This window comes from Singulisphaera acidiphila DSM 18658, assembly GCF_000242455.2.
GTDB classification, from domain to species: domain Bacteria; phylum Planctomycetota; class Planctomycetia; order Isosphaerales; family Isosphaeraceae; genus Singulisphaera; species Singulisphaera acidiphila.
The window spans coordinates 3,322,757-3,348,252 of record NC_019892.1 but is presented as its reverse complement, the minus strand read 5'-3'; the positions used below and the strand labels follow the sequence as shown (position 1 = coordinate 3,348,252).

At 61.4% G+C, this 25,496-nt stretch carries 10 protein-coding genes and 3 rRNA genes; 5 read left to right on the top strand and 8 right to left on the bottom strand.

Annotated elements, in window-relative coordinates; genetic code table 11:
* Window positions 1–250 precede the first annotated feature (250 nt).
* Both SINAC_RS13215 and uvrA read left to right on the top strand, forming a co-directional pair.
* Window positions 251–4,030, top strand: a complete 3,780-nt coding sequence (locus SINAC_RS13215; RefSeq protein WP_015246146.1) for a Calx-beta domain-containing protein — start codon at window positions 251–253, stop codon at window positions 4,028–4,030.
* Between the two features lie 71 nt (window positions 4,031–4,101).
* Window positions 4,102–6,651, top strand: a complete 2,550-nt coding sequence (uvrA, locus tag SINAC_RS13210) for an excinuclease ABC subunit UvrA (protein ID WP_015246145.1) — start codon at window positions 4,102–4,104, stop codon at window positions 6,649–6,651.
* Between the two features lie 47 nt (window positions 6,652–6,698).
* On the opposite strand, the gene SINAC_RS13205 is transcribed toward uvrA, so the two are convergent.
* Genes SINAC_RS13205 through ada form a run of 3 tightly spaced genes read right to left on the bottom strand, consistent with a single transcriptional unit; the run spans window position 6,699 to window position 9,435 of the window.
* On the bottom strand, window positions 6,699–7,424 hold the full coding sequence (locus SINAC_RS13205; RefSeq protein WP_015246144.1) for a 2OG-Fe(II) oxygenase: 726 nt from the start codon (window positions 7,422–7,424) through the stop codon (window positions 6,699–6,701).
* Window positions 7,421–8,341: a DNA-3-methyladenine glycosylase family protein gene (locus SINAC_RS13200; RefSeq protein ID WP_015246143.1), complete on the bottom strand. Its 921-nt coding sequence runs from the start codon at window positions 8,339–8,341 to the stop codon at window positions 7,421–7,423. Before SINAC_RS13200 ends, SINAC_RS13205 begins: the two co-directional genes overlap by 4 nt.
* Window positions 8,338–9,435 carry a bifunctional DNA-binding transcriptional regulator/O6-methylguanine-DNA methyltransferase Ada gene (gene ada / locus SINAC_RS13195; RefSeq protein WP_015246142.1) on the bottom strand — a complete coding sequence of 366 codons (1,098 nt, stop codon included), beginning with the start codon at window positions 9,433–9,435 and terminating at the stop codon, window positions 8,338–8,340. The genes SINAC_RS13200 and ada overlap by 4 nt, the downstream gene beginning before the upstream one ends.
* Window positions 9,436–9,835: 400 nt before the next feature.
* Here ada and SINAC_RS13190 point away from each other — a divergent pair, with 400 nt between their 5' ends.
* The gene (locus tag SINAC_RS13190; protein ID WP_015246141.1) at window positions 9,836–11,800 is read left to right on the top strand and encodes a tetratricopeptide repeat protein; all 1,965 of its coding nucleotides are present in this window, start codon (window positions 9,836–9,838) and stop codon (window positions 11,798–11,800) included.
* 525 nt (window positions 11,801–12,325) lie between these two features.
* Here SINAC_RS13190 and SINAC_RS13180 read toward each other — a convergent pair.
* The 5 genes from SINAC_RS13180 to SINAC_RS13155 all read right to left on the bottom strand — a co-directional run bounded on the left by SINAC_RS13180 (window position 12,326) and on the right by SINAC_RS13155 (window position 22,287).
* Window positions 12,326–14,251 carry a sulfatase gene (locus SINAC_RS13180; RefSeq protein ID WP_237722534.1) on the bottom strand — a complete coding sequence of 642 codons (1,926 nt, stop codon included), beginning with the start codon at window positions 14,249–14,251 and terminating at the stop codon, window positions 12,326–12,328.
* Between the two features lie 121 nt (window positions 14,252–14,372).
* A complete protein-coding gene (locus tag SINAC_RS13175; RefSeq protein WP_015246138.1) occupies window positions 14,373–15,839 on the bottom strand; it encodes an alkaline phosphatase family protein in 1,467 nt (488 codons plus the stop codon).
* A 1,164-nt stretch (window positions 15,840–17,003) separates the two neighbouring features.
* Window positions 17,004–17,112, bottom strand: a 5S ribosomal RNA gene (gene rrf, locus SINAC_RS13165).
* A 243-nt stretch (window positions 17,113–17,355) separates the two neighbouring features.
* Window positions 17,356–20,157: ribosomal RNA gene (locus SINAC_RS13160) — 23S ribosomal RNA — on the bottom strand.
* Between the two features lie 616 nt (window positions 20,158–20,773).
* Window positions 20,774–22,287 (bottom strand): 16S ribosomal RNA (locus SINAC_RS13155).
* The 16S, 23S and 5S rRNA genes sit together here, the layout of an rRNA operon.
* Before the next feature lie 608 nt (window positions 22,288–22,895).
* On the opposite strand from SINAC_RS13155, the gene SINAC_RS13150 reads away from it, so the two are divergent.
* The gene (locus SINAC_RS13150) at window positions 22,896–23,957 is read left to right on the top strand and encodes a substrate-binding domain-containing protein (protein ID WP_015246136.1); all 1,062 of its coding nucleotides are present in this window, start codon (window positions 22,896–22,898) and stop codon (window positions 23,955–23,957) included.
* Entirely contained in the window at window positions 23,954–25,441 is a 1,488-nt protein-coding gene (locus SINAC_RS13145; RefSeq protein ID WP_015246135.1) for a sugar ABC transporter ATP-binding protein, read from the top strand. The genes SINAC_RS13150 and SINAC_RS13145 overlap by 4 nt, the downstream gene beginning before the upstream one ends.
* Window positions 25,442–25,496: the final 55 nt, after the last annotated feature.

Genomic DNA, 25,496 nt, shown 5'->3' with positions numbered 1-25,496 from the left:
GCCTGAAATTCGGATTAACCGAATCGACCTGAATGATGGTTTGTCGCCTTTGCCTTGTCGTAGGCCGATTGTCGGACCACGCTTGCCATCGGGAAAAAGCCGTGCTCCGCCGGGATCCCGCCCATTTTTCCCCGTTCTCATTTCTTGCTGTATCTTTGGGATGATTGCGATCGATCGCCGCCGGATTGGGATGATCCGACGACCGGGTTGGTTCCTCTTCGTGCCTTGACGCACGTCAACGAGAATGGCTATGAGTCAAAACCGCCCTCGCTCGAGCAATGCTTCGCGCCGTCGTCGATCGATGGCGCTCCCGCTTCAGATCGAGGTGATGGAGGCACGCCAACTCCTGGCGACGATCTTCGTCACGACGGCCCTCGACGAGAATAACCCGGCGGATTTGACGCTCTCCCTCCGTGAAGCGATTTTGCTGACGAACGGGACCTTGACGGTCGCTGATCTGAATCCGCTTGTGCAGTCGCAAGTGATCGGCACGCCGAACACCCTGACGCAGGATTCGATCGAGTTTGCGATCCCGGGAGTCGGCCTGCAAACGATCTCCCTGACCTCTGCCCTTCCCGCGATCACGCATCCGGTCAACATCAACGGCTACGGGCAGAGCGGCGCAGCGGCGAACGCAGCGTCGAATACCGACGTCGATCAGGCGACGTTGACCGTCCGCCTCGACGGCACGCTTGCCGGTGCCGGTGCAAACGGCCTGACGATCAAGGCGCGGAACTCCGTGGTCTCGGGCCTGGAGATCGTGAACTTCCAGGGACACGGAATCGAGATCTCCGGCGCGAGCGCCGAGGGGAACTGGCTTTTCGGGAACTTCATCGGGACCTCGACCGATCCCACCAACGGTCGCAACTTCCCTGCTGGTTTGAGCAACGGGCAGTCCGGCCTGTTCATCAGCTCGTCCAACAATCGCGTCGGCGGTAACAACCCGAGCCTGCGTAATGTCATCGCGGGAAATGATGTCGGCGTGACCATCTCGGGTGCGGGAGGGACGGGCAACCTTCTTCAGAACAACTTCATCCTGGACAACCGCAACCAAGGGGTCCTGGTCTCCTCCTCCAACAACACCATCGGTGAGGCGTTGGCCGGCGGCGGCAATATCATCTCCGGGAACGGCTCGCAAGGCGTGAAAGTGACCGGGGGCCCGGATGTCCAAGGCAACCTGATCGTCGGCAACGACATCGGCACCGACATGGGTGTGGGGAACGTCCGTCCCAAGGGGCTTGATCCGAGGCCCAATGGCGCGGAAGGCATTTTGATCGAGGATTCTCCGAACAATACGATCGGTAGCCTGATTCCCGCCGGCAAAAACGTCATTGCCGCCAACCAAGCTGACGGAGTGCTGATCCAGGGGGCAGCCGCAACGGGCAATCGCCTGTTGAACAACTGGATTGGCTTTAATATCGTCAGTAGCCTCGAGTCCCTATTCATTCCCAATAACTTCGATGGCATTCACATCAAGTCTGCCAACACTTTGATTGGCGATGGGTCATCGGCGGGGACGAACGTCGTTGCCAACAATCGTCAGAACGGCATCAGGCTGGAGGGCCCAGGAGCGACCGGCACGCTGATCCGAGGCAATATCATCGGGCTGAATCCCGGTGGTGGGAGCGATTTCGGCAACACGCTCGACGGGATCCGTATCGAAGACGCGGCCAATAACGTCATCGGCGGAACGAACCCGAGCGACGGCAACACCATCTCGGGCAATAACAATGGAATCGTGATCCTCAATACGGGGGCGTTCGGCCCGGCCAGCGCGACGGGGAACATCGTACGGGGGAACTTCATCGGCACCGGGACCGACGGAGTCAGCGACCTCGGGAACGCCGTCGACGGCATCATCCTCAACAATGCACCGCGCAACACGATCGGTGGCGCCGTCTCCGGTTCAGGCAACGTCATCGCGGGAGACAACCGAGGCGTGCGGATCACCGGCTCGGGCGCGTTGGGTAACCTCGTTCAGGGGAACTTCATCGGCACCGACCAAACCGGCACGGCCGTCATCCACAACAAGATCGACGGCGTCCTCATTACCAATGGGGCGTCGAGCAACACCATCGGCGGTCCGACTCCGGGAGCGGGCAACACGATCGCATTCAACGTCGGCAATGGTATCCGCGTCGAATCAGGTTCGGACAACGCGATTCTCTCGAACAGCATTCACTCGAATACGCAACTTGGAATCAACCTCGTTGGAGGCGTGGAAGATGCCTTCGGCGTGACGGCGAATTCACCGGGCGGTCCGCATACCGGCGCGAACCGGCTTCAGAACTACCCGATCCTCACGGCCGTCGCTCCCAATGGAAACGCCACGTTCGTGCAAGGGACGTTCAGCGGGACTCCGAATACGAGTTTCACGATCCAGTTCTTCTCGAGTCTGGTGAAGGACATCTCGGGCTTTGGTCAAGGGAGGTTGCTGCTGGGGTCGAGCACTTTGACGACGGATGCCTCGGGCAATGCGACGTTCGCCCTCAACGTGCCGATTGCCGTCCCCTCGGGACAGTTCGTCACCGCGACGGCCACCGACCCCACGGGCAATACGTCGGAGTTCTCGAACTCGATGCCCAGCGTGCCGGTGACGATCCAGTTTGGCAGCCCGACCTACAGCATTAGCGAGGGAGCTGCAAGCGCCTCGATTACGATCACTCGAAGCGGTGGCACGGGGGGGGCCGTCGCGATCAATTTCGCCACGAGCAACGGCACCGCGACGGCCGGGTTGGATTACACGGCCACCTCGGGACTCGTCTTCTTCAACCCGGGCGAGACGACCAAGACGGTCACGATTCCGATCATCGACGACCAACTCCTCGAGGGGAACGAGACGGTCCTTCTCACCTTGTCAGGCCCGACCAATGGGGCCACGCTCGGAAGCCCTGCCACGGCCGTTCTGACGATCGTTGATAACGAGCAACCCGCCGTGCAGTTCAACGCAGCCAGCTATTCCGTCAACGAAAAAGCAGGGACGGCCACCATCACGGTGACCCGAAACAGCGGCATCGGCACTTTGACCGTCAACTACGCCACGAGCAATGGTTCCGCCCAGGCCGGAACCAATTACACGAGCACCGCAGGCCTGTTGACTTTCAACGCCGGTCAAACGACCCGGACATTCACGGTCCCGATTCTCAACGACAACCTGGCCAGCGGCGACAAGGTCGTCAACCTCACGCTGGCCAACCCGAGCACCGGGATCCTCGGCTCACCGAGCACGGCCGTTCTGACGATTAAGGACAGTGGCGTCGTGACCCCCTCTGGTCCCTCGACGAATCCGAATCCGGGGAATCCCTCGACGAATCCTGGACCGAATCCCGACTTGAATCAGCCTGGCCCGGTCATCTGGGATTTCCACCTGGTCCTTGGCTCCGGCGGAGTGACGGGCATCCTCCTCTCGTTTAGCGAGCCGCTTGACCCGGTACGGGCCCAGAACGTGGCGAGTTACGGCTTTGTCGTGGTTTCCGCCGGGCCTGACGGCGTCTTGAGCACGTCCGACGACTTCAGCGTCTCGTTGGTGTCGGCTACCTACAATTCGGCAACTTTTGAGGTGTTGTTGACTCCTGCGATTCCGCTTCGTTTCAATACTTTCACCCAACTGGTGATCAATGGGAACCCGAGCGCCACGGCGGGAGTGACCAACGCCAACGGAGACCTGCTCGACGGGGATTCCAACGGAGTCAACGGCGGGTCTTACACCGCGATCTTTGGCGCAGGGACCCGGTTCGTATACTCCGACCGAAACGGCGATCGCGTTACCTTGCGGCTGTCCCATGGGGGCCTGATGGAGCTGAGTCGTGGCGCCGATGGAGAAGCACGACAGTTACGCCTCGTCCAGACCGTCACGGGTCGGAGCGTCCTCAACGGAAGTGTGAAGCGTTCGCGGACGGGTGACGGCCGGACCACGCTGGGGACGTTGTCGGGCACGGCCGGCGTCAAGATTCGCTTGAACCGTTCGATCCGAGTCGGCAGGCTCTCCGCAACGCGTTTCCAGACGCCCAGCGGTCCTTACTCGCTTTGAGCGGCGGTTGTAACGAAGCAACGGCCAGCCGTTAGAGAGCTTTCATCGTTGCGCACCTGTGAGCTGGTCCGATGGAACGAACCGAAACGACTCGCCCGTCCACGTCCCCTGACCCACAGTTCAAGGGGTTTGTTCATGTGCGCGGAGCGCGTGAACACAATCTCAAAAATGTCGAGCTCTTCATTCCGCGAAACGCCCTGGTGGTCTTTACGGGGGTGTCTGGATCGGGCAAATCGTCGCTGGCATTCGGCACGCTCTACGCCGAGGCGCAACGGCGCTATCTCGAGTCGGTTTCCCCGTATGCCAGGCGTCTGTTTCATCAATTGGGGGTGCCGGAGGTCGATGAGATCGAGGGCCTGCCCCCTGCCGTGGCCTTGCAACAGCAGCGCGGATCGCCGTCCACCCGCTCGTCCGTCGGGAGCGTCACGACGCTCTCGAACCTGCTCCGGATGCTCTATTCACGCGCCGGCGACTATCCAGGCGGTCAGCCGCACCTCGACTCCGACGCGTTCTCGACCAACACTCCCGAGGGGGCCTGTTCCGAGTGTCATGGCATCGGCCGGATCTATGAAGTCACCGAACGCTCGATGGTGCCGGATGACTCGCTCTCGATCCGAGAGCGGGCCGTCGCGGCTTGGCCGACCGCCTGGCACGGGCAGAACTTACGTGAGATTCTGATCACGCTCGGCTATGACGTCGACAGGCCCTGGCGCGACCTTCCCAAAAAGGATCGCGACTGGATCCTCTTCACCGACGACCAGCCCGTGGTCCCGGTCTATGCGGGATACAACGCCGACGAAGTGCGGCGAGCAATCAAGCGGAAGGAGGAGCCGAGCTATCAGGGCACCTTCACGAGCGCCCGCCGCCACGTGCTCCACACCTTCGCCAAGTCGCAAAGCCCTCTCATGAAGAAGCGGGCCTTGCAGTACATGCTCAGTAGCGAATGCAAGCTCTGCCATGGCAAGCGGCTCCGTCGCGAGTCGCTCTCGGTCACGTTCGCCGGTCTCGATTTCGCGGACGTCTCGAGGCTGCCGCTGGCCCGGCTAACCGACCTCCTCGCTCCTTATGCCGAGGGGACGGCCGTCGCCCTGGCGACGATCGCCACCGAGCATCCGGAGAAAGTGCTGGTCGTCCGGCGGATCGCGGAAGACCTTGCCGCGCGGCTCGCCGTCCTGCTTGATCTTGGGCTCGGCTATCTCTCGCTGGATCGAAACACGCCGACGCTTTCGCCGGGTGAACTCCAACGCTTGCGGCTGGCCACTCAGGTTCGCTCGAACCTGTTCGGCGTGGTCTACGTGCTCGACGAGCCGTCGGCCGGGCTCCATCCGGCGGACACCGAGGCGCTCCTTCGGGCGCTCGATCGTCTGAAGGACTCCGGCAACTCGCTCTTTGTCGTCGAGCACGACCTGGACGTTATCCGCCATGCTGATTGGATCGTTGACGTTGGTCCGGCCGCGGGCGAGCATGGCGGCTCCGTGCTCTACAGCGGCCCCCCTGAAGGACTCGAGGGGGTGGAGGAATCCCAGACCCGCCGCCACCTGTTTAGGGAGGGGGCGTTTCCTGACCGGACGCCTCGTCCGCCGAAGGGCTGGCTCTGCCTGGCCGGTATCACGCGCAACAATCTGAATCAGCTCGACGTCGCCTTTCCTCTGGGGGTGTTCACGAGCGTGACTGGTGTTTCAGGTTCGGGCAAGTCGAGCCTCGTGAGCCAGGCGCTGGTGGAGCTGGTTGCGGAGGAACTTGGCCATGACCTCCAGCCTGATGTCGAGGAAGGGGAAGAGCTCGACCGGGCGGTCGCGGCCCCCCTTGGCGGTCGGATCAAGAGTGGGATGGATGGGATCAAACGCCTGGTCCGTGTCGATCAGAAGCCGATCGGGCGCACGCCACGTTCCAACCTGGCCACCTACACCGGCCTGTTCGACCACGTCCGCAAGCTGTTTGCCGCGACCAAGGAGGCGCAAGCTCGCCACTATGATGCTGGCCGCTTTTCCTTCAACGTCGCCAAAGGCCGGTGCGAAACGTGCGAGGGCGAAGGCTTTGTGATGGTCGAGCTGCTCTTCCTCCCCAGCGTCTATGCCCCCTGCCCCGCCTGCCACGGAGCCCGTTACAACGCGCAAACCCTCGAAGTCAGGTATCGCGAGAAGAACATCGCCGACGTTTTGGGGATGACGATCGACTCGGCCTGGGAGTTTTTCGCCGACGACCCGCAGGTGCTTCGTTCGCTCATGGTTCTCCGGGAAGTCGGCCTCGGCTACCTCCGGCTCGGCCAGCCGGCGACCGAACTCTCCGGCGGCGAGGCGCAGCGGATCAAGCTCGCGACCGAACTGCAACGAACCCAACGCGGCGACACGCTCTATGTGCTCGACGAGCCGACAACGGGGTTGCATCCGGCTGATGTCGATAAGCTCATGGCCCAACTCGATGGCCTGGTCGAATCGGGGAATACCGTCGTCGTTGTGGAACACGAGATGCGAGTCGTGGCGGCCAGCGACTGGGTCATTGACATTGGCCCAGGCGCCGGGGATGAGGGGGGCCGGATCATCGTCTCAGGAATTCCGGCGGATCTGTCCAAAACGCCGGAGAGTCGAACTGCGCTTTATCTCTCGCGATTTCTGGGGTGAGTTGCCTTCTCAAAGAGCGTGAGGCCCCGTGTCTTTTAAAGGCCTCCTCAAGTTGCGTCATGGAAGATGATCCCGACGGTATGGCGGCTGCCTGTCCGCAACCGGCTCACACCGTGCCGCATGTTGACGCGATAGGTGCCGCGCGTCCCTTGGACCGGTCGATGGTGGACGGGAAAGATCACGCCCTGCCCTTGCCCGAGAGGGACGACTTCGGCCCGTGACTGCATCCGTGGCCGTTGCTCGGTGAGGACGAACTCACCCCCCGTGAAGTCGACGCCAGGCTTGGAGAGTACGAAGGCGACTTGAAGCGGAAAGACGTGCTCGCCGTAAAGATCCTGGTGCAGGCAGTTGTAGTCCCCAGGGCGGTAGCGAAGCAGGAGCGGCGTGGGTTTGGTCTGGCCCGCATCGTGGCAACGATCCAGGAATGCTCTGTGTTCGCTGGGATAGCGGACCTCGATGCCCATCGCCTCATTCCAGCGGTTGGCGATCTCCGCGAGTGGCGGGTAGAGCGACTCCCTCAGTTCGGCGATCAACGGCGGCAAGGGATAGGAGAAGTAGCGATACTCGCCGCGGCCGAAACCATGGCGTGCCATCACGACCCGGCTTCGGAAGAGCCCGTCGGTGTCGTACGAGGTGGCGAGGGTTTCGCACTGCTCCGGCGTGAGGATGGGCCCGATCACCGCGCAGCCGTGCTCGTCAAGCTCGGCTGCGATGCTTGCCCAATCGAGGGGCGTGCGAATCGCGTGTGCGTGGGAAGCGTTGGCTTTTGTCATGGTTTCGCGTTGTTGACGTTACCTGTTGAGTTGTTCCGTTGTTCTTGTGACGCCTTATTCCAGAGATGCACTGCGGCATAACCGCGATAAGGCCGCCACCGATCGGTATCGATTGGGGGGTAAGCTGACTCGTGTTGCTCGAGGATTCGGCGAAGCACGAGGTCAGTCCCTGGCCAGGCGTCGGCGTCGCGCAGTGCCCGCAACGCGAAATACTCCACGGTCCAGGGTCCGATCCCAGGCATTTTCAGGAGAGCCTCCTTTACCCCATCCAGGTTACCGTTGTCGGGTTCGGGGAACGGGATCGTCATGTCGGCAATGGCTTGTGCGACGTTCTGCAAGGTGAGGACTCGCTTCGACGGCATGCCGATCGCTTCGAGGTTACCGTCGGCGAGCGCACGGGGAGTCGGGAAGAGGAACAAAGGCCCGCCTTGATTCAGAGCGTCGACCGGCTTGCCGAGCCGACTGGCAATCCGGCCCATGATGGTCGTCGCCGCTTTCACGGTCACCTGCTGGCCGACGATCGTGCGGACGAGCAGCTCGAACGGGGACCAGGCCCCGAGGACTCGGACGCCCGGAGAAGCGGCCAGGAGTGGAGCGAGATGGGGATCGATGCCCAAGACCGCATGGACCGAGGACAGGTCGATATCCAGGTCGAACATCCGCCGCACACGCCCGAGGATGGTCTCAGTCTGCGTCCCGACGTTCCCCCGGATCGTGACCAGAAGTCGGGTGTCCGTCGGGTGATGGGAGAGGGTGAGCGTGCCGACGGCTTTTCCCAACGCGAACGTGCGGACGTAGCGTTCTCCCTCCACCGCCTCGACACCGGCCGTGGCCCGGGTTCCCAGATAGTGGAGGAAGAACGCCCAATCCAGGGGGGGCGTGTAGTTGAGTTCATGCGTGGTGATTTTCCCTTTCATTGGGATCCGCTCGTCTCTCGTTCACGGCGGATCAATTGAGCTTTCCGATCGACGCCCCACCGATAACCCGAAAGTGACCCGTCCGTCCGCACCACGCGGTGGCAAGGGATCGCGACTGCGAGGGCATTCGCCGCGCAGGCCTGGGCCACCGCCCGCACGGCCTTCGGCTGTCCGATCCGGTTGGCGATCTCGGTATAAGTCACGGTCGAACCGGCCGGGATTGCGCGTAGGGCGTCCCAGACGCGCTGTTGGAAGGCGGTGCCTCGGATGTCGAGAGGGAGGTCGAGGCCGATCGATGGCGTTTCCAGGAATCCGACCACTTTGGCGACCCATTGCTCGAAGTCGGTGTCGCCGCCGAGGAGCTGGGCCTTGGGGAAGCGGTCCTGGAGGTTGCGGGCCAACGCGTCCGGGTCGTCGCCAAGGAGAATTGCGCAGATGCCTTTGTCGGACGCTGCGACGAGGATCGAGCCCAGCCAGCATTCGCCGATCGCGAATCGGATGGAGGTGCCGTTGCCACCTGCGCGGAACGTCGTCGGCGACATGCCGAGCACTTCGGTGGAGGACTCGTAGAAACGGCTGTTGGAGTTGAACCCCGCACCGTAGATCGCCTGGGTCACTGTTGAACTCCTTGCGAGCTGGTCGCGAACGCGTTGGGCCCGGTGGGCGGAAGCGTAGCCTTTGGGCGTGAGGCCGGTCTGTTCCTTGAAGATGCGGTGGAAGTGATAGCGGCTCATGCCGACGGAGGTCGCCAGTTCCTCAAGGCTCGGGACTTCTTCCGCCTCTTCGATCGTTCGGCAGGCCCGGGCGACCACCGAGGCCTGGCGCTCGGTCAGACTCGCCTCGTTCGGCTTGCACCGCTTGCAGGCGCGGAAGCCCGCCGCTTCGGCGTTCTGGCAGGTCGCGTGGAACCGAACGTTCTCACGGAGTGCCAACCTCGCCGGGCAGGAGGGTTTGCAGTACACCCCCGTCGTTCGCACCGAGAAATAAAAGTGGCCGTCCGCGGCCGGGTCGCGATCCGTAACGGCCCGCCAGCGAGCTTCATCGCTGGAGAATGGCCTCGCGATCTCTTCGCTCTTTTCGACTACGGTCGTCACGATGATCGTCCTCCCGTCGCTCTCACAAGCCTGTGTGTGAGAAGGCGTCTTGCCGGGCGGGGCATGGCCCACCCGACGACAGTTTGGTTTGGCTACTCGCACGTGCTCTGAATTCGGTTTCACTCGAGGCTCATGAGATTCATCATAAGAGGGCTCTGCCTCGGAGGAACTCCGGTTCTTGCTTTCGAATTCGAGCCGTCGCCAGTGAACGGATTTCGGCGGGTTCAACCGGGTGAGAAATGGGGGTCAGGGGACGTCTCGGCGAGTTCCGCTCGCAACATCGCCAGGATCGGGATAACCGGTAAGGAGATCGCTAGGACCTGCGCAATCCGCAGGTGCCAGGCCCTGCGACACGTCGACAATCAAAGATGTGGTTCCCGACGTCGTCAAGGATCAAGACATGCGGATCAGGCGGATCCCCCTCCCCTTCCTCTTTGCGATCGGTTTCGGAATCGTCCTGTCGGGCCGCGCACAAGCGCAGCGCATGGGGGACGTGCGGGCCGAGGCGCTCCGCCTGTTCGAGGCCGGCGACTATCGATCGGCCCTCCCTCAATTCGACGAGGTCTTGAAGCGGAAGCCGCGCGATCTTGAGGCTCGCACGAAACGCGGGGTTGCCTATCTTCGCCTCAATCAGCCTGCGCAGGCCATGGCCGACTTCGATGCCGTGATCCGGATCACCCCTTGGTCGTACTCCTCGCACATCGACCGTGGAATTGCTCGGGTGATGCTTGGCGAGTATGAGGACGCCCGGAAGGATTTTGACCAGTCGCTTGGACTGCTCGCCCTCTCGTTCAAGCGGGATCCCACCAGCCTTGCGAACGCGCATTGCGGCCTCGGCCAGGTGGCGCACCGGCTCGGCCAGGACGATGTGGCGATCGAGCAGTATGGCGAGGCAATTCGGGCCAACCCGAGCGACCCGAGCGGTTTCCTGGGGCGGGCCGAGGCGCTCGTTTCCAAGAAAGACTTCGAGCAGGCCCTCCCTGACTTCGGTGAAGCGATCCGGCTGAACCCCAGGCAATCCCGGGCTTACGGGTTTCGAGGCGATGCTCTCTGGCAGCTCGGACGGCTCAAAGAGGCGCTTGCTGATTTCGACAACGCGATCGAGCTCGACGCCGACAACGCGGAGGCGCACAGCCGCCGAGGCTCCCTGCTCGCGCAGTTGGGGGAGAACGAGCGGGCGCTCCCCGACCTGGATGCGGTGATTCGGCTCAATCCCCGCCGCGCGGCGGCCTATAAAGATCGCGGCGGTGTTCTCGTCCGGCTCGGTCGTTACGATCAGGCGATTGAAGATCTGAACAAGTCGATTACAATCGACCCTGGCCGCGCCTCGTCGTATCAGAATCGAGGGGCGGCTTATAGCGGCTTGGCGCAGTACGAGAAAGCCGTCGGTGACTTAAACGAAGCGATTCATCTCGACCCGACGAACCCGGGGGCGAGGACGAATTTGGGGCTGGCTCTGTTCGCGCTCGGGCAGTACGAGCGGGCCCTCGCCGAGATGAATGAGGCGACTCGCCTGGCGCCAAACAATTCCTTGGTGTTCCTCAACCGAGCGGGGACTTACGCTCGGCTCGGTCTGCTCGATCGAGCGGTCGAGGACTACAACGAGGCCCTCCGACTCGATCCGAAGGCGATCCTGGCGCACGTGGGACTGGGCAAGGCGCAGGACAGCCTGGGCCGCCGCGTGCAGGCGATCCACAGTTACGACATGGCCCTCCAACTCAATCCGACGAACGCGCGCGTCTACACAAGTCGAGGCAATGCGCGCCGGGCCGAAGGAGATTGGAAAGGGGCGCTTGAGGATTTCAGCAAGGCGATCGAGCTCAACCCGAAATATGCCGAAGCCTACGTCTTGCGCGGCTGGTCCCTGCTCTGCTCTGACCGAGATGGTGCCGAGGCAGACGCCCGGGCCTATCTCACGCTCCAGGAACGGCCCGATTCGTCCACCCTCTATATGTCACTTCTCGGAGCGCTTGGGGCGCGGCGGGCTGGGAACGAGACGGAGGCACGCGTCTTCCTCGCCGGGGCTCTCGCCAGTAACAGCAGTGTCAATGGTACAGCCTGGCCGGGACCGGTGCTCCGCTACATGTACCGATCGCTCCCTGCCCAGGCGATGCTCGAAGCGGCGGGCGACGACCTGCAGAAGACCGAGGCTCACGTCTTCCTGGCGCTCGACCTTCTCCAATCCGGCAAACAGAAATGGGCCGCCGAGCATCTTCGCTGGGCACGCGATCACGGCGTGGCCAGTTCCTCCTCAGCCGACCTCGCTCGAGTCGTTCTGCGCAGCCTTGAATCCAACACCAACAACCGCGAGGCGATGCTACCTCGAGCGAGCGCAGAGTCGGGAATACCGACCGCTCGTCAATAGAGTGAGGCCCTTCACTCGGTGCCCTCAAGGTTTTCTGCGTGTGTTTTCACTTCGAGTGTGCCGATTGGTTTTGAACACGCAGCCCAAGAAATACTTGCACCGAGAGCAGATGATCGTCTTGTCGCGGTCCTGGTCCGAAATCCCGATGGCCAAATTACAACTCGGACAATGAACGACCTGCTTCAGGCTCGACACCGACTCATTAAGGAACTTGGGATATTCCGCGAGGCAAGCCGGGCAAAAGGACGTATCCGGGCCCACGCTGAAATCGCCCTCATAACCGCAGGCCGGACAGGTCCGTTCCGTCCTGACCTTCCCCGGTTCGTCTGCCCCGGTCACCCACGAGACGACGTCATCCTCTGAAACGACCCCGCAATTCAGGCACGGCCCGCTGACGGGGTCGATCGGCTGACCACACGAAGTGCACCGGATCATGTTCCCCATGGTCACCATCGTAGCACAACTGTCATACGGCACAAGTGAGTCAAACCCTGGCTGTTGTGACTTCCGAGCCTGGGGCTTGTTTCAGCGTCGCTCGGGTTTGAGCGCTTCGTTCAGGGCCGCACGGATCGTGGCAAGCGCAGGGCCGGCCTCCGACCGTGAAGCGAGGTTATGCGATTCGGTGGGGTCGTCTTCCAGGTCGTACAGTTCTTCGTGGCCGTCTCCGTTGCGGATGTAGACCTTGCCGTCGAGGATCAGGGAGTTCAGCGAGCCTCGGAAGACGGGTGATCGGCCGTTGTTCGGATTGTTTTTCGCAGGTGCGGCGACTTCGGAGAGCACGGGATCCGTGATGGAATCGACGCCCACGGTGGACGGATCCCAGTGATGGGCGAGCGACGTTCCCGGAAATCGGGGTGCCTGGCTTTGACCGAGAAGGTCGAGCACCGTGGCCGGGAGGTTGCGCAGACTCACCGGTTCCTTCACGAGGATCCCTGCGGGGACTCGGCCGGGAGCGATAATCAAGAGCGGCACATGCACTTCCGCTCGGTAGAGACTGCTGGCGTGTCCGAAGAGTTGGTGCTCGCCGAATTGCTCGCCATGGTCTGACGTGATCACGACGACCGTGTTTTGCAGTGTCCCTTGCCGTTCCAACTCCTCAAAGAGCTGGCCCACCTGGGCGTCCATGTGCGCGATGCAGTCATCGTATGCGTCGCGGGCCAGATCGACGTCTCGGGGTGAGAGCCGATTCTTGTCGGTTTCCCAGAACGTGTTTAGGAGCGAATAATCCGCGCGGTTCTCCGGGCTCCGTCCGAAGTGCTGGGCGCAACCGTCGGGCATCAGATAAGGCGTGTGAGCGTCGAAGAGGTTCAAGAAGAGGAAGGCGGGGTGACCGTCTTGTTTCGCCAGCCAACGGAGTGCATCCCGATGGATGCGTGACGAATCCTTGTACGGCCTGAAAGGAACCGGTACCTTCGTGGGGCGTGCGATCTCCGCGTTCTGAGGACCCTGCATTTGAGTCAAGGAACGGGCGAATCGCGTCGCGATTCCGACGATCTTTTTCAGGAAGACCTGGCCGAGTGCGGTCGAGTGCAGCACGCTCGAAGCGGAGGCTTCGTGGTCCTCGTAATGGATGAACCCGCGATTCAGGCCCGTCTCCGCGCTACAGTAGAGAGTGTTGGCGACAAACCCGCCGGTAGCATACCCACGATCTTGAAGCGCCTCGGCCAGAGTGGGGACCTCGGTATTGAGCGGCTGACCGTAGCCGGCCGAGAGGTCGTGGGGCCAACGTCCTGTGAACATGCTCGCGTGGGAAGGGAGTGTCCAGGGGGCCGTCGACCGGGCGTGCTCGAACCGAGCCCCTTGGCTTGCCAGGCGAGTCAGATTGGGGGTCGTGTCTCGGTGATAGCCGTAAAGGCTCATATGCTGGGCGCTCACCGTGTCCATCACGATGAACAGAACGTTGGGAGCTCCGGACGCGGCGTGCGGCAGGCTTGCCATCGCGCGGTGCTCCGTCCAGGTCTCACGCCCGATCGAGAGGCCGACCATCGCGATGACAACACCGGCCAGCACGGGGAAAGTTTTCAGGACGAGTCGGCCCGATTTGAGGCAGGACGTCTCGATTCGAGGAGCAGCCCGATAGGCGAGGCCGCAGGCGAGGATGGCGCTGGCGATCGGGTGGATCGAGCGAGCCGTGAGGGATAGGCTCAGTAGCGTGACGAACCCGAGGAAGAAGGCCGCGCGGTGGGTCGAGAACCGCGACCACTTTCCGGCGAGTAACCCGAGCAACACCCCCAAAGTCCCGAAAAGCAGGATATGGAAGAGGGGGATCATCCAGGCGATCTGCCGGTTCATCTGGAAGAAGCCGGGGGTCCCATCGCGGAAATGCTTCTGCGCGAGGACGAGTGCGAGTTCCGCCGGGCCGGTGAGCAGTCCGAACCAGAGGGATGCCAGCAGGACCCGTAGCGGGTGAGGTTGGGCCGTCGCCGGGGGGGCCCCGGCGGGTTGCCGCATGAGGAGGAGTCGACGGAGACGGGGACGGCGAGAGATTGATCTCGTGACTTGATCCGTCATAAACGTCGACCCTCCTGGTCGAACGGAATGTCGAGGGCCGCAAGCAAAGGTCGAAGCGGGTTCAGCCGATGTAACCGAGCCCACTGAGGCGGTCCCGGACCACTTCCTCTTCGGCTGCGGAGTAACCGGCCGGCGGGGCCGCACTCACTTCCAAGCCGGAGACGAGCGATCGCCCTTGCATTGACGCGGGGAGGTCGTAGCCGCCCAGTTCCAGCAGGGTGGGCGCGATGTCCAGGAGATGAGCCCCCTGGATTTCGCCTTGGAGCGGGTTGTTCGACGACGCGAGTACGAACGAACCGAATTGGGCGTGGTTGCAGTCGTCGGGGCCCGTGTCGTTTTCCTGAACGTGGATCGTCGGATATCCGACCCCACCCACCGAACGCCAGGCGAGCGCTCCGAAGTGAACGATCAGATCGGGAGCAACGTTCCGCACGTTGCGGAAGGCCTCTTCGGGCTTGAAGACGAGTGTGCCCAGCCGGTTTCCGCCGGGATCGGTGGTGGCTTCGAAGCGAGCCTTGATCTCGTCACGGAACCGCTCGTACTCGGTCGGCTCGATGATTCCCTTCGGCTCGCGCCCCTTCACATTGAAGAAGACACGGGCGTAGTAACCCCCCTCGCTCCAGACCCGCGTCTTGTCCCAGTTCACGTCGAGCTTACTGAACGGGGTGACTTTCTCGGGATACTGATTCAGGACCAGCAACCCCTCGCGGATCAGCCACTCATTGACGCAGAAGCCGCCGTCGAGCTTACGCGCCCCGTGGTCGGAAACGACCAGCACGACCGTATCGTCGGTCAGGAGTTCCAGGACTCGGCCGATCTCCTCGTCGAGGTGCCGGTAATAGTCGCGAATTATGTTTTGATAGGGGTTGCCGGGCTCGTGATGCACATGCTCGGGGTCGTGGTGCTTCCAGAAGCCATGCTGCATGCGGTCGAGGCCGATCTCCACGAACTGGAAATAGTCCCAGTCGGTGTTCTTCATCAGGTGCCGCACAACTTCGAATTGCTTGCGGCTCATGTCGAGGACGGTCTTGCCGAGCCAGTCCTTGTTATCGGTTCGAAACCCTTTGACATCGACCGGATAGGGGCCGACCAAGGTGTTGATTGCATTGCCGAGATCGGCCGGGTGTGTATAGATGTCTTTTGATGTGTCGGGGGTCAGGAAGCAGCCCACGGAAACGCCGTTGAGCTTGCGGGGCGGGTACGCCGGCGGGACGCCCACGACGACCGACCGCTTTCCCTCACGCGCGACCTGATCCCAGATCGCCAGCTCGCTAAACGACCGCGAGTTGACGATGCCCAGGCCGTCATACGAATGATCGACCCGGTTCCGGAAGCCGTAGACGCCAAGCGATCCCGGATCCTGGCTGGTCGCCATGCACATCCAGGCGGGGACCGTGATCGGGGGAATGACGCTTTCCAACCGGCCGTAGCAACCGGCCTCCATCAAGCGGCGCAAGTTTGTCAGACGCTCGTCACTGAATAGCAGTTCCGGCGTCGCGCAATCGAGTCCAATGACGAGGATCTTCATGGCCGCAACGAACTCCCTTCCTTGCGGAATTGACGCCTCAGCGGTTCGTCGAGGCGTCGAAAATGGTCCGAGCAGGGTTCGTCACGTCAGTGACGAGGACCGCGACGGTCAAGATGTGGAGGCTAAGGATGCTTTGACGCCAAAGGCCGAATCATGGTCGACCTGCTCATTCGTTGCAAGAGATCCTTGAAGAACCGGGGGGATCGATCCAATCAGCGAATCCAAACGAAGTGGGACGAACCTGCTGTCGTCCCGCTCGTGGACCACTTGGGGCGAATCTCTCTCTTGGTTAACGGGACGTTCTCGAGGAATGAGTTCCCACGGCCGACACTTCGACAAGGGCCTCGCCCGGATGAGTCCGCGGCCCGCGCCATTCACCTTGTCGTCGATCCTGTCGCGCAAGTCTGGGAAGCGTTGTCTGTGATGATTTCGCCAAGCGTCGAGGAATTCTGAGGACAGACCGAAAGATTTTTGATGCCAAGACGAAGACGTTTCGGCCGAACATGGCCGCAAACCCAATGGCGGCCGCCACGACGGACGTCATGGGCAACAGCGTTTCCGGACCGATATAAGCGAATAACAAAGTACGCATCTCCTCGGGCCTCAATGCCCGATTGGGGGGGGCCACGACTAATAGAATGTTAACCGGGGAGATGATCCTTCCTGGTGTCTCCCTGCTTCAGCGTCAGACGTGACGATTGAGGCAATTAAAAACGAATTCCTTCAGGAAGGTCGCCAAGCGAATTGAACGGATTGCGCCCCCTCCTCGCTCGTTCGTCGGGAGAGAATCGAGCGTCCTGATCATTCCATTCGACGGCTGTATCGGCGATTGAAGAGAAGATTCATCAATGATTCCACAAGGCGATTTGCAAATAAAAGACGCCCCGCCCCTTCGCGGAAGAAGGGGCGGGGCGTCTTTTGCAGGATTCGTTGGACTCAACCGGTGAGTCTGAAACCCCGTTTCTCGTTAACTTTATGCACTCGTAGCGGTGAGCGCGAGCTCTCTGTCTTCGGATTCACTTCCACGCGAAGCCACGTAAAGACAGGGAGTTCATGTTCCCCGCTCGCTCATTGGGGCGAGCGCAGTTCCCGGGGCGAAGCGACTGCGCAACGAAAAACGCCCCGACCCTTCGTTGAAGAAGGGTCGGGGCGTCTTGAAAAGGATTCCGGCGATCACCGACTTTCGCGCCAAAGGCACTATCATGGGCCTGACGGGCTTAACGGCCGTGTTCGGAATGGGAACGGGTGGGACCCCGTCAGTATGTTCGCCGGAAAAGCAACCGGCAGGCGATCAAACCCGCCGGTTCCGTGTGCTCGTTCTCACAGTGGTCGTCACGCAAGCTCAAACCGCGGTTTCATGGGCATGACCAACCGACTTCGAGTCTCTTCACGACGCGTGGTCCCCGTTATTGGATGGGAATACGTCGCCGTGTGATCGATCGAATACGATCGGTGAATGATGCAACCCTGATTCCTGTCCTTCGCGTCCCAAATGGGAACCGGCGGACGGATCGGGGTGGTCAAGCGATCGGCTGTTAGGACCGGTCGGCTGCGGCGATCACTCGCCGTGCACTCCCGGCCTATCGACCTGGTCGTCTTCCAGGAGCCTTCGCACTTGCGTGCTGGAAACCTCGTCTTGAAGAGGGCTTCGCGCTTAGATGCCTTCAGCGCTTATCCTTTCCCGACCTAGCTACCCGGCGGTGCCCCGAGCGGGACAGCCGGTACACCAGAGGTCGGTCCTCCCCAATCCTCTCGTACTAGGGGAGACCCTTCGCAAGTTTCCTACGCCCACGGCAGATAGGGACCGACCTGTCTCACGACGGTCTGAACCCAGCTCGCGTACCGCTTTCATTGGCGAACAGCCAAACCCTTGGGACCTTCTCCAGCCCCAGGATGCGATGAGCCGACATCGAGGTGCCAAACCTCCCCGCCGCTATGGACGCTCGGGGGAGATCAGCCTGTTATCCCCGGAGTACCTTTTATCTGTTGAGCGACGGCCTTTCCATCCAGCACCGCCGGATCACTAACGCCGACTTTCGTCCCTGCTCGACTGATGGGTCTCGCAGTCAGGCACCCTTCTACGTTTGCGCTCTTGTTGCCAGATTGCCGACCTGGCCGAGGGTACCATTGCACTCCTCCGTTACTCTTTGGGAGGAGACCGCCCCAGTCAAACTGCCCGATGAGCACGGTCCCGGTCCGGGCTACGGACCGGTGAGGATCAGAGTCATTTCAGGGTGGTATTTCACCAGTGGCTCCCCGACGGCTGGCGCCGCCGGATCACGGCCTCCCACCTATCCTACACAGAAAGGACGCTGACCCAGTGCCAACCTGCAGTAAAGGTTCACGGGGTCTTTCCGTCTGACCGCGGGTACGTGGCATCTTCACCACGGCTACAGTTTCACCGGGTCCCTCGTGGAGACAGTGCTCCAGTCGTTACGCCATTCATGCAGGTCGGAACTTACCCGACAAGGAACTTCGCTACCTTAGGACCGTCATAGTTACGGCCGCCGTTTATCGGGGCTTCGGTCGCCAACTTCAGCTTACGCCTCATCGGCTCCCTTAACCTACCGACACCGAGCAGGCGTCAGACTCTATACGTCCTCTTGCGAGTTGGCAGAGTCCTGTGTTTTTGATAAACAGTCGCTAGAGCCGATTCTCTGCGGCTCTCCTTACGGAGAGCACCCCTTGTACCGAAGGTACGGGGTCATTTTGCCGAGTTCCTTCACGAGGGTTCTCCCGAACGCCTTCGGATACTCGCCTAGCACACCTGTGTCGGATTGCGGTACGGGCCGGATGGTTCGTCCCGACGGGGCTTTTCGTGGCCGGCTCGTCATCAGGCTTCCAGATCGAATGCTGTCGGCCTTGCGGCACGGGGTCATCTAACACCCCGACCTGACTGGAACCGGCGTCCTCCGTCGTTCAACCTTACCATCGGGTGGCGGAATATTAACCGTCTGTCCATCGGCTACGCCCTTGGGCCTCGCCTTAGGTCCCGACTGACCCTGGGCGGATTGACCTTCCCCAGGAAACCTTGTGCTTTCGGCGGACAGGCTTCCCACCTGTCTTGTCGTTACTCGTTCCGGCATTCGCACTCGCCCACGCTCCACTGGTCGTTTCCATCCAGCTTCGTTGCGGTGGGCGACGCTCTCCTACCATCATTGCTGATCCGCGACTGCGGCACGACGCTTAGTCCCCGTCATTTTCGGCGCGGGATGGCTCGACCGGTAAGCTGTTACGCACTTTTGAAATGATGGCTGCTTCTAAGCCAACATCCCGGCTGTCACCGCGATCCCACTTCCTTTGCCACTGAGCGTCGATTTGGGGGCCTTGGTCGGCGGTCTGGGTTGTTTCCCTTTTGAACGTGAAGCTTATCCCCCACGTTCTGACTCCCGGGGTCCGTCGTGCGGTATTCGGAGTTGGGTTTCGGAGGGTAGGCGGGAAGCCCCCCTACCGAATTCCGTCGCTCTACCCCCGCACGATATGTCCCGAGGCTGGCCCTAAAGCCATTTCGGAGAGAACGAGCTATCTCCAGGTTTGATAAGACTTTCACTCCTCCCCACGGGTCCTCCCCCAGTTTTTCAACACTGGTGGGTTCGGTCCTCCACGACCGGTTAGGGTCGCTTCAACCTGCCCATGGGTAGTTCACCTGGTTTCGCGTCTACTGCACCCGACTATGGCGCCCGATGAAGACTCGCTTTCGCTACGGCTCCCCCCCTGAAGGGGTTAACCTGGGGCCGGATACAGTAACTCGCCGGATCATTATGCAAAAGGCACGCGGTCACGCGGCCCGAAGGCATCGCGCTCCCACCGCTTGTAGGCACGGGGTTTCAGGTTCAGTCTCCTCCCCTCATCGGGGTTCTTCCCACCGTTCGGTCGCCCTACTGGGTTCGCTATCGGTCGTCATCGAGTGCTTAGCCTTGCGGGATGGTCCCCGCCGATTCAGGCCGGGTTTCACGTGCCCGACCCTACTCGGGTACCGAAGAGGGGAGATTGCATCGTCGCCTACGGGGCTATCACCCGCTCTGGCGCTCCGTTCCAGGAGGCTTCGGCTGACGCTCACTCATCCCATGTTATCGGCCCCACGACCCCGCGTGGTGTCCCACGCGGTTTAGGCTGATCCCCGTTCGCTCGCCGCTACTGAGGGAGTCTCGGTTGATTTCCTTTCCTCCGGGTACTGAGATGTTTCAGTTCCCCGGGTCTCTACAGGCATTCCGGGATCGACGTTCGTTGGGCAACTCCCCCGGACATATCGCAGCCTTCCACGCCTGTCTCTCTGATGACGCCTAGGCATCCCCCCCGTGCCCTTAGGAGCTTGACCACGCCGATCCGGACGCCGCGGTTTCCCGAAGGAAGCTCGACAGCCGAATCTGCGAGGGGTCAGTCCCCGATCTGTCTTCGATCGAGTGCCCAGCGTCTCGCGACGCAGGTTCACTCTCACTTGGGTAACGATCCCCATTGTGAGGTCGGTCGCTGTCGCAGCGATCGACACTCACGCATCCGTAAGGGTTCCACTGTATTGTGGAGAGATTCTTCTACTTGGTCTGCCACGACCACTTGTTTGCGGTTCTCACTTGCGTGACCTAACCACCGGATTGTGAAAGAGCAACCGAACCTCAGCGATCAACCGCTCGGCCGAAACCGAGAGATCTTTCACGGAGATCCGCACTGGCCGCTGGCCAGGGGGTGAGACCGCGTACGGTCGCACCCCGCACCCAGCAGTGCAAAGCAAATGAGAGAAACAGAAAGGACCCCTCGGGTGAGGGGTCCCCTCATTGGTCGATCGTGTTCGTGGTGAGAAAACCTTCGTGGGAAGCCGGCGTAAAAACCATCTGATCAAGGAGACGGTGCCGATGCGGCTCTTCTCGAATCGCGACTGTGACCGAAGCCACGTCCCTCGATTCTCAGAGCCGAGATTTTCTAAGAAAAATCCTTAGAAAGGAGGTGATCCAACCGCAGGTTCCCCTACGGTTACCTTGTTACGACTTAGTCCCCATCACGGGTTTCATCTTCGGCGCCTGCCTTGCGGCTCCGGCGACTTCGGATGCCCCCCGCTTTGGTGGCTTGACGGGCGGTGTGTACAAGGCTCAGGAACACATTCACCGCGGCATGCTGATCCGCGATTACTAGCGATTCCAGCTTCATGCGGGCGGGTTGCAGCCCGCAATCCGAACTGAGGAACGGTTTTTGCGATTAGCATGACTTTGCAGCCTAGCAACGCTCTGTCCGCCCCATTGTAGTACGTGTGCAGCCCCAAGCATAAGGGCCATGAGGACTTGACGTCATCCCCGCCTTCCTCCGGCTTAACGCCGGCGGTCTGTCTAGAGTTCCCGGCTTTACCCGCTGGCAACTAGACACAGGGGTTTCGCTCGTTAGGGGACTTAACCCAACACCTCACGGCACGAGCTGACGACAGCCATGCAGCACCTGTGCACGTTGTTCCTTGCGGCCTCACCGACGTTTCCGCCGGCTAATCCGTGCATGTCAAGCCTGGGATAAGGTTTTGCGCGTAGCCTCGAATTAAGCCACATACTCCACCGCTTGTGTGAGCCCCCGTCAATTCCTTTGAGTTTCAGCCTTGCGACCATACTCCCCAGGCGGGGTACTTCACGGTTTCCCTACGACAGGGAGCCCATCGGCGAGCCCCCTATCCAGTACCCATCGTTTACGGCCAGGACTACCGGGGTATCTAATCCCGTTCGCTCCCCTGGCTTTCGCGTCTCAGCGTCAGTAGGCATCCAGGACCTCGCTTTCGCCACGGGCGTTCCTTCCGATCTCAACGCATTTCACCGCTCCACCGGAAGTTCCAGGTCCCCCTATGCCCCTCCAGACTCGTCGTATCCACGCCCGTTCCCCGGTTGAGCCGGGGGATTTCAGCGACAGACGCACGAATCCGCCTACACGCGCTTTAAGCCCAATGATTCCGAATAACGTTCGCACGGTTCGTCTTACCGCGGCTGCTGGCACGAACTTAGCCCGTGCTTCCTCCAGGGATCAATCAAGGCTTTTCAGCCCTTTTTCCCCCTCGACAGGAGTTTACAACCCGAAGGCCTTCATCCTCCACGCGGCGTCGCTCGGTCAGGCTTGCGCCCATTGCCGAAGATTCTCGACTGCAGCCTCCCGTAGGAGTCTGGGCAGTGTCTCAGTCCCAGTGTGCCGGGCCACGCTCGCACGCCCGGTAGGCATCACAGCCTTGGTGGGCCATTACCCCGCCAACAAGCTAATACCACGACAGCCCGTCCCACGACGCCGAAGCTTTGGCAAAACACCGATGCCGGTGTCGTTGCGTCGCTGGGGATTACCCGCGGTTTCCCGCGGCTATACCCAATCCTGGGGTTGGTTACCGTCGCCTTACTCACCCTTGCGCCACTGGCCTTGCGGCCCGTTCGACTTGCATGCCTAATCCACGCCGCCAACGTTCATTCTGAGCCAGGATCAAACCCTTCGAGATTGGTCGTCTCCCCTGCTCCGAAGAGCAATGAGAGCCGGTCCTCACCTTCAAAAGGGTTGAGGAATTTGCTAACTGGTCGCAGCTCGAGTTCACCGGGGCACGCCCCTGTTCCCTCGTGCTGTTGGCTGTTGGATCCGTCTCCGTCGCGGTTCGACCTCCAACCAAACGGGGTCGAGACGACTCAAACGGCTCCACGCCGGCTTCCCTCAAAGGTTCTCTTCAACCACAAGAACCACGATCGACCGGATTGTCAAAGAACGAACGTGCTATCGAAGCGATTGGCCGGAGTGACTTGCTTGAAAAGCGTGTCACGCCGGCCCACCTTACCGACAACATCGCGGCCCGCCGTCCTGGTGATCGGTTTCCCGTTCCAGGTCAGCCGGCCGTTGCGTTGTCACCCGTGGTGACACAGGCGACAAGGACTATATTAACAGGGTCCGGGCAGGAGTCAATTTGGTAGTCCCCCGTTTCTCATGGATTTCATGTAAGACCTCTGAATGAGAACAAATGTATAGTGTATTTGGGCGGCTGCTTGCGTTGGTCGGAATCGAGGCTTACGATGGCCCTCACTCCATCCTAAAAGAACGTGTTTTCGAGGGAGAGACTTCATGACGCGCCCGCGTTTCGAGTGGTCTTTGCTGGGTCTTCTGCTGGCCTTGCCCCATGGGGGGTGTGGAGGTGCGGGAGGGGAGGGCCACGCGATTCAAGGTCCCGATCGTGGGGCGGCCAAGCGCGTCTACTTCGTGGGGTTCGATGCGAGTGCGCCACTCGTTAATGCATTGAAGCAGGATAAGCTTCAGGGGATCGTCGTCCAGAACCCTTACCTTATGGGGCAGCTCGGGGTCAAAACGCTGGTTCAGCATCTCGAGAAGCAGCCCGTCGAGACGCAGGTGTCGACGGGGGAGACGATGGTGACCCCCGACAATATGGAAGAAGCGGCCATTGCGCCGCTCCTTCGTCCTGCCAAGGCGGAGAATCGAGCCGAGGGGAGTCTGTCCGGAACCAAGACGAAGAAATGGCGGGTCATGGTGATCCCGAAGGGGACGACCCACGAGTTCTGGATGACGATCCATGCGGGAGCACTCAAGGGAGCGGCCGACCTGGGCAACGTCGAGGTGATCTGGCAGGGTCCTCAAAAAGAGGATGACCGGCTTCAGCAGATTCAGCTCGTTCAGAGTGCGGTGGCAGCCGGGGTCGATGGGATCGTTCTGGCTCCTTTGGATGCCAAGGCCCTCGTCAAGCCGGTCGAGGATGCCGTGGCCAAAGGGATTCCGGTCGTGATCATCGATTCAGGCCTCGAATCGAAGAAGATCGTCAGTTACGTCGCCACGGACAACTATCATGGCGGGGTGCTCGCCGCGAAGCGGTTGGGAGAGTTACTTAAAGGAGAAGGAAAAATCATCTTGCTCCGTTACGCGGTCGGTTCCGAAAGCACGGAGCAGCGCGAGCGGGGATTCACCGACACGATGAAGAGCGAGTTTCCCAAGATCCAATATCTCTCCGACACGGAGTATGCGGGGGCGACCTCGGACACGGCCCAGCAAAAATCGCAGAGCTTGGTCACGCGCTATCGTGGCCAGGTGGACGGCGTCTTCTGTTGTAACGAGTCGAGCACGTTCGGAATGCTCCGAGCATTGGAGGGGGCCGGCATGCTGGCTTCGCGGCCGTGACCACTCCCCTGCTGGAGATGCACGGGGTTTCCAAGTCGTTTGGCGCGAGCCGCGCGCTCGACAATGTCTCGCTTGCGCTAAGGGGAGGCGAGGTCCACGCGCTGATCGGGGAGAACGGGGCCGGTAAAAGCACCCTGATGAAGATCCTCAGCGGCGCCTATCGGCCCGATCAGGGGAGGATGGAGATCGGGGGCGTCGCTTACGCGCCTCGAGGCCCGCGCGGAGCCCGCAACCTCGGGGTGGCCATGATCTACCAGGAGCTGACGCTCGCCCCGCACCTCTCGGTCGAGGCGAACGTCATGCTCGGTCAGGAGCGGGTCGTCGCCGGTTTCATCAGGCGGAAGGAGCATCGCCGACTGGTGGCCCAGGCCCTCGAACTGCTCGATCACCCCGATATTCGGCCGGAGACTGTGGCCGGAAATTTGAGCGTCGGCGCCCAACAACTCGTCGAGGTGGCCCGTGCCCTGGTCGCGGACGCTCGCCTGATCGTCTTCGATGAACCGACGAGTTCGCTGACCGAGCGTGACGCCGAGCGCTTGTTCGAGATTATCGAGCGTCTACGGGCCAAAGGATTGGCGATCGTCTATATCAGCCACTTCCTTGAGGAGGTCCGTCGGGTCGCTCAACACTATACGGTGCTTCGCGACGGCCGCTCCGTGGCCACAGGGCCGGTTGCGGGGACCGAACTTGCGACGATGATCGGACAGATGGTCGGCCGCGACCTCACCGAACTCTTTCCCCGCGTGCCCCACGAGCCGGGCGAACCGATTTTGGAACTGACCGAACTGTCGCGCCGCCCGATCCCCAAGAAGGCGGATTTGGTGCTCAGGCGTGGTGAGATCCTCGGGATCGCCGGCCTGGTGGGAGCCGGGCGAACCGAATTGCTTCGCGCGATCTTCAGTCTCGATTCGGTACGGTCGGGTTCGGTTTGCGTGAGAGGGATTTCCAGCCGGAATGCCACACCGCGACTGAGGATTCGCCAAGGGCTGGGATACCTCAGCGAAGACCGCAAAGGGGAAGGACTCGCCTTGGGGCGCTCGATCGAGGACAACATGACTTATTCGGCCCTCGACCAGTATTCACGCTGGGGATGGCTCGACCTGGGCCGGCGGAAATCCGATGCCGCAGGCTGGATGACCAAGCTCCGAATCAAGGCGATCAGCCCCTCGCAGGTGATCGGTGATCTTTCCGGCGGCAACCAGCAAAAAGTGGCGATCGCCCGACTGCTACACCAGGACGCTGAGGTTTTGCTCCTCGATGAGCCGACGCGGGGGATCGATCTCGGTTCGAAGGCCGAGATCTATCGTTTGATCGGGGAACTGGCTGCACAAGGGAAGGCGATCATCATGGTGAGTTCCTATCTCCCGGAACTCTTTGGAATTTGCGACCGGATTGCCGTCATGACCCGGGGCGTCCTGAGCAAGGCGCGACCCGTCTCGGACTGGACCGAACACAGCGTTATGGAGGTTGCGACCGGAGGCTGAGAGTTCCTCACCTCGGACCGAGAGGATGTCAGAGAAGGAAATGAAGCCGGGTCGG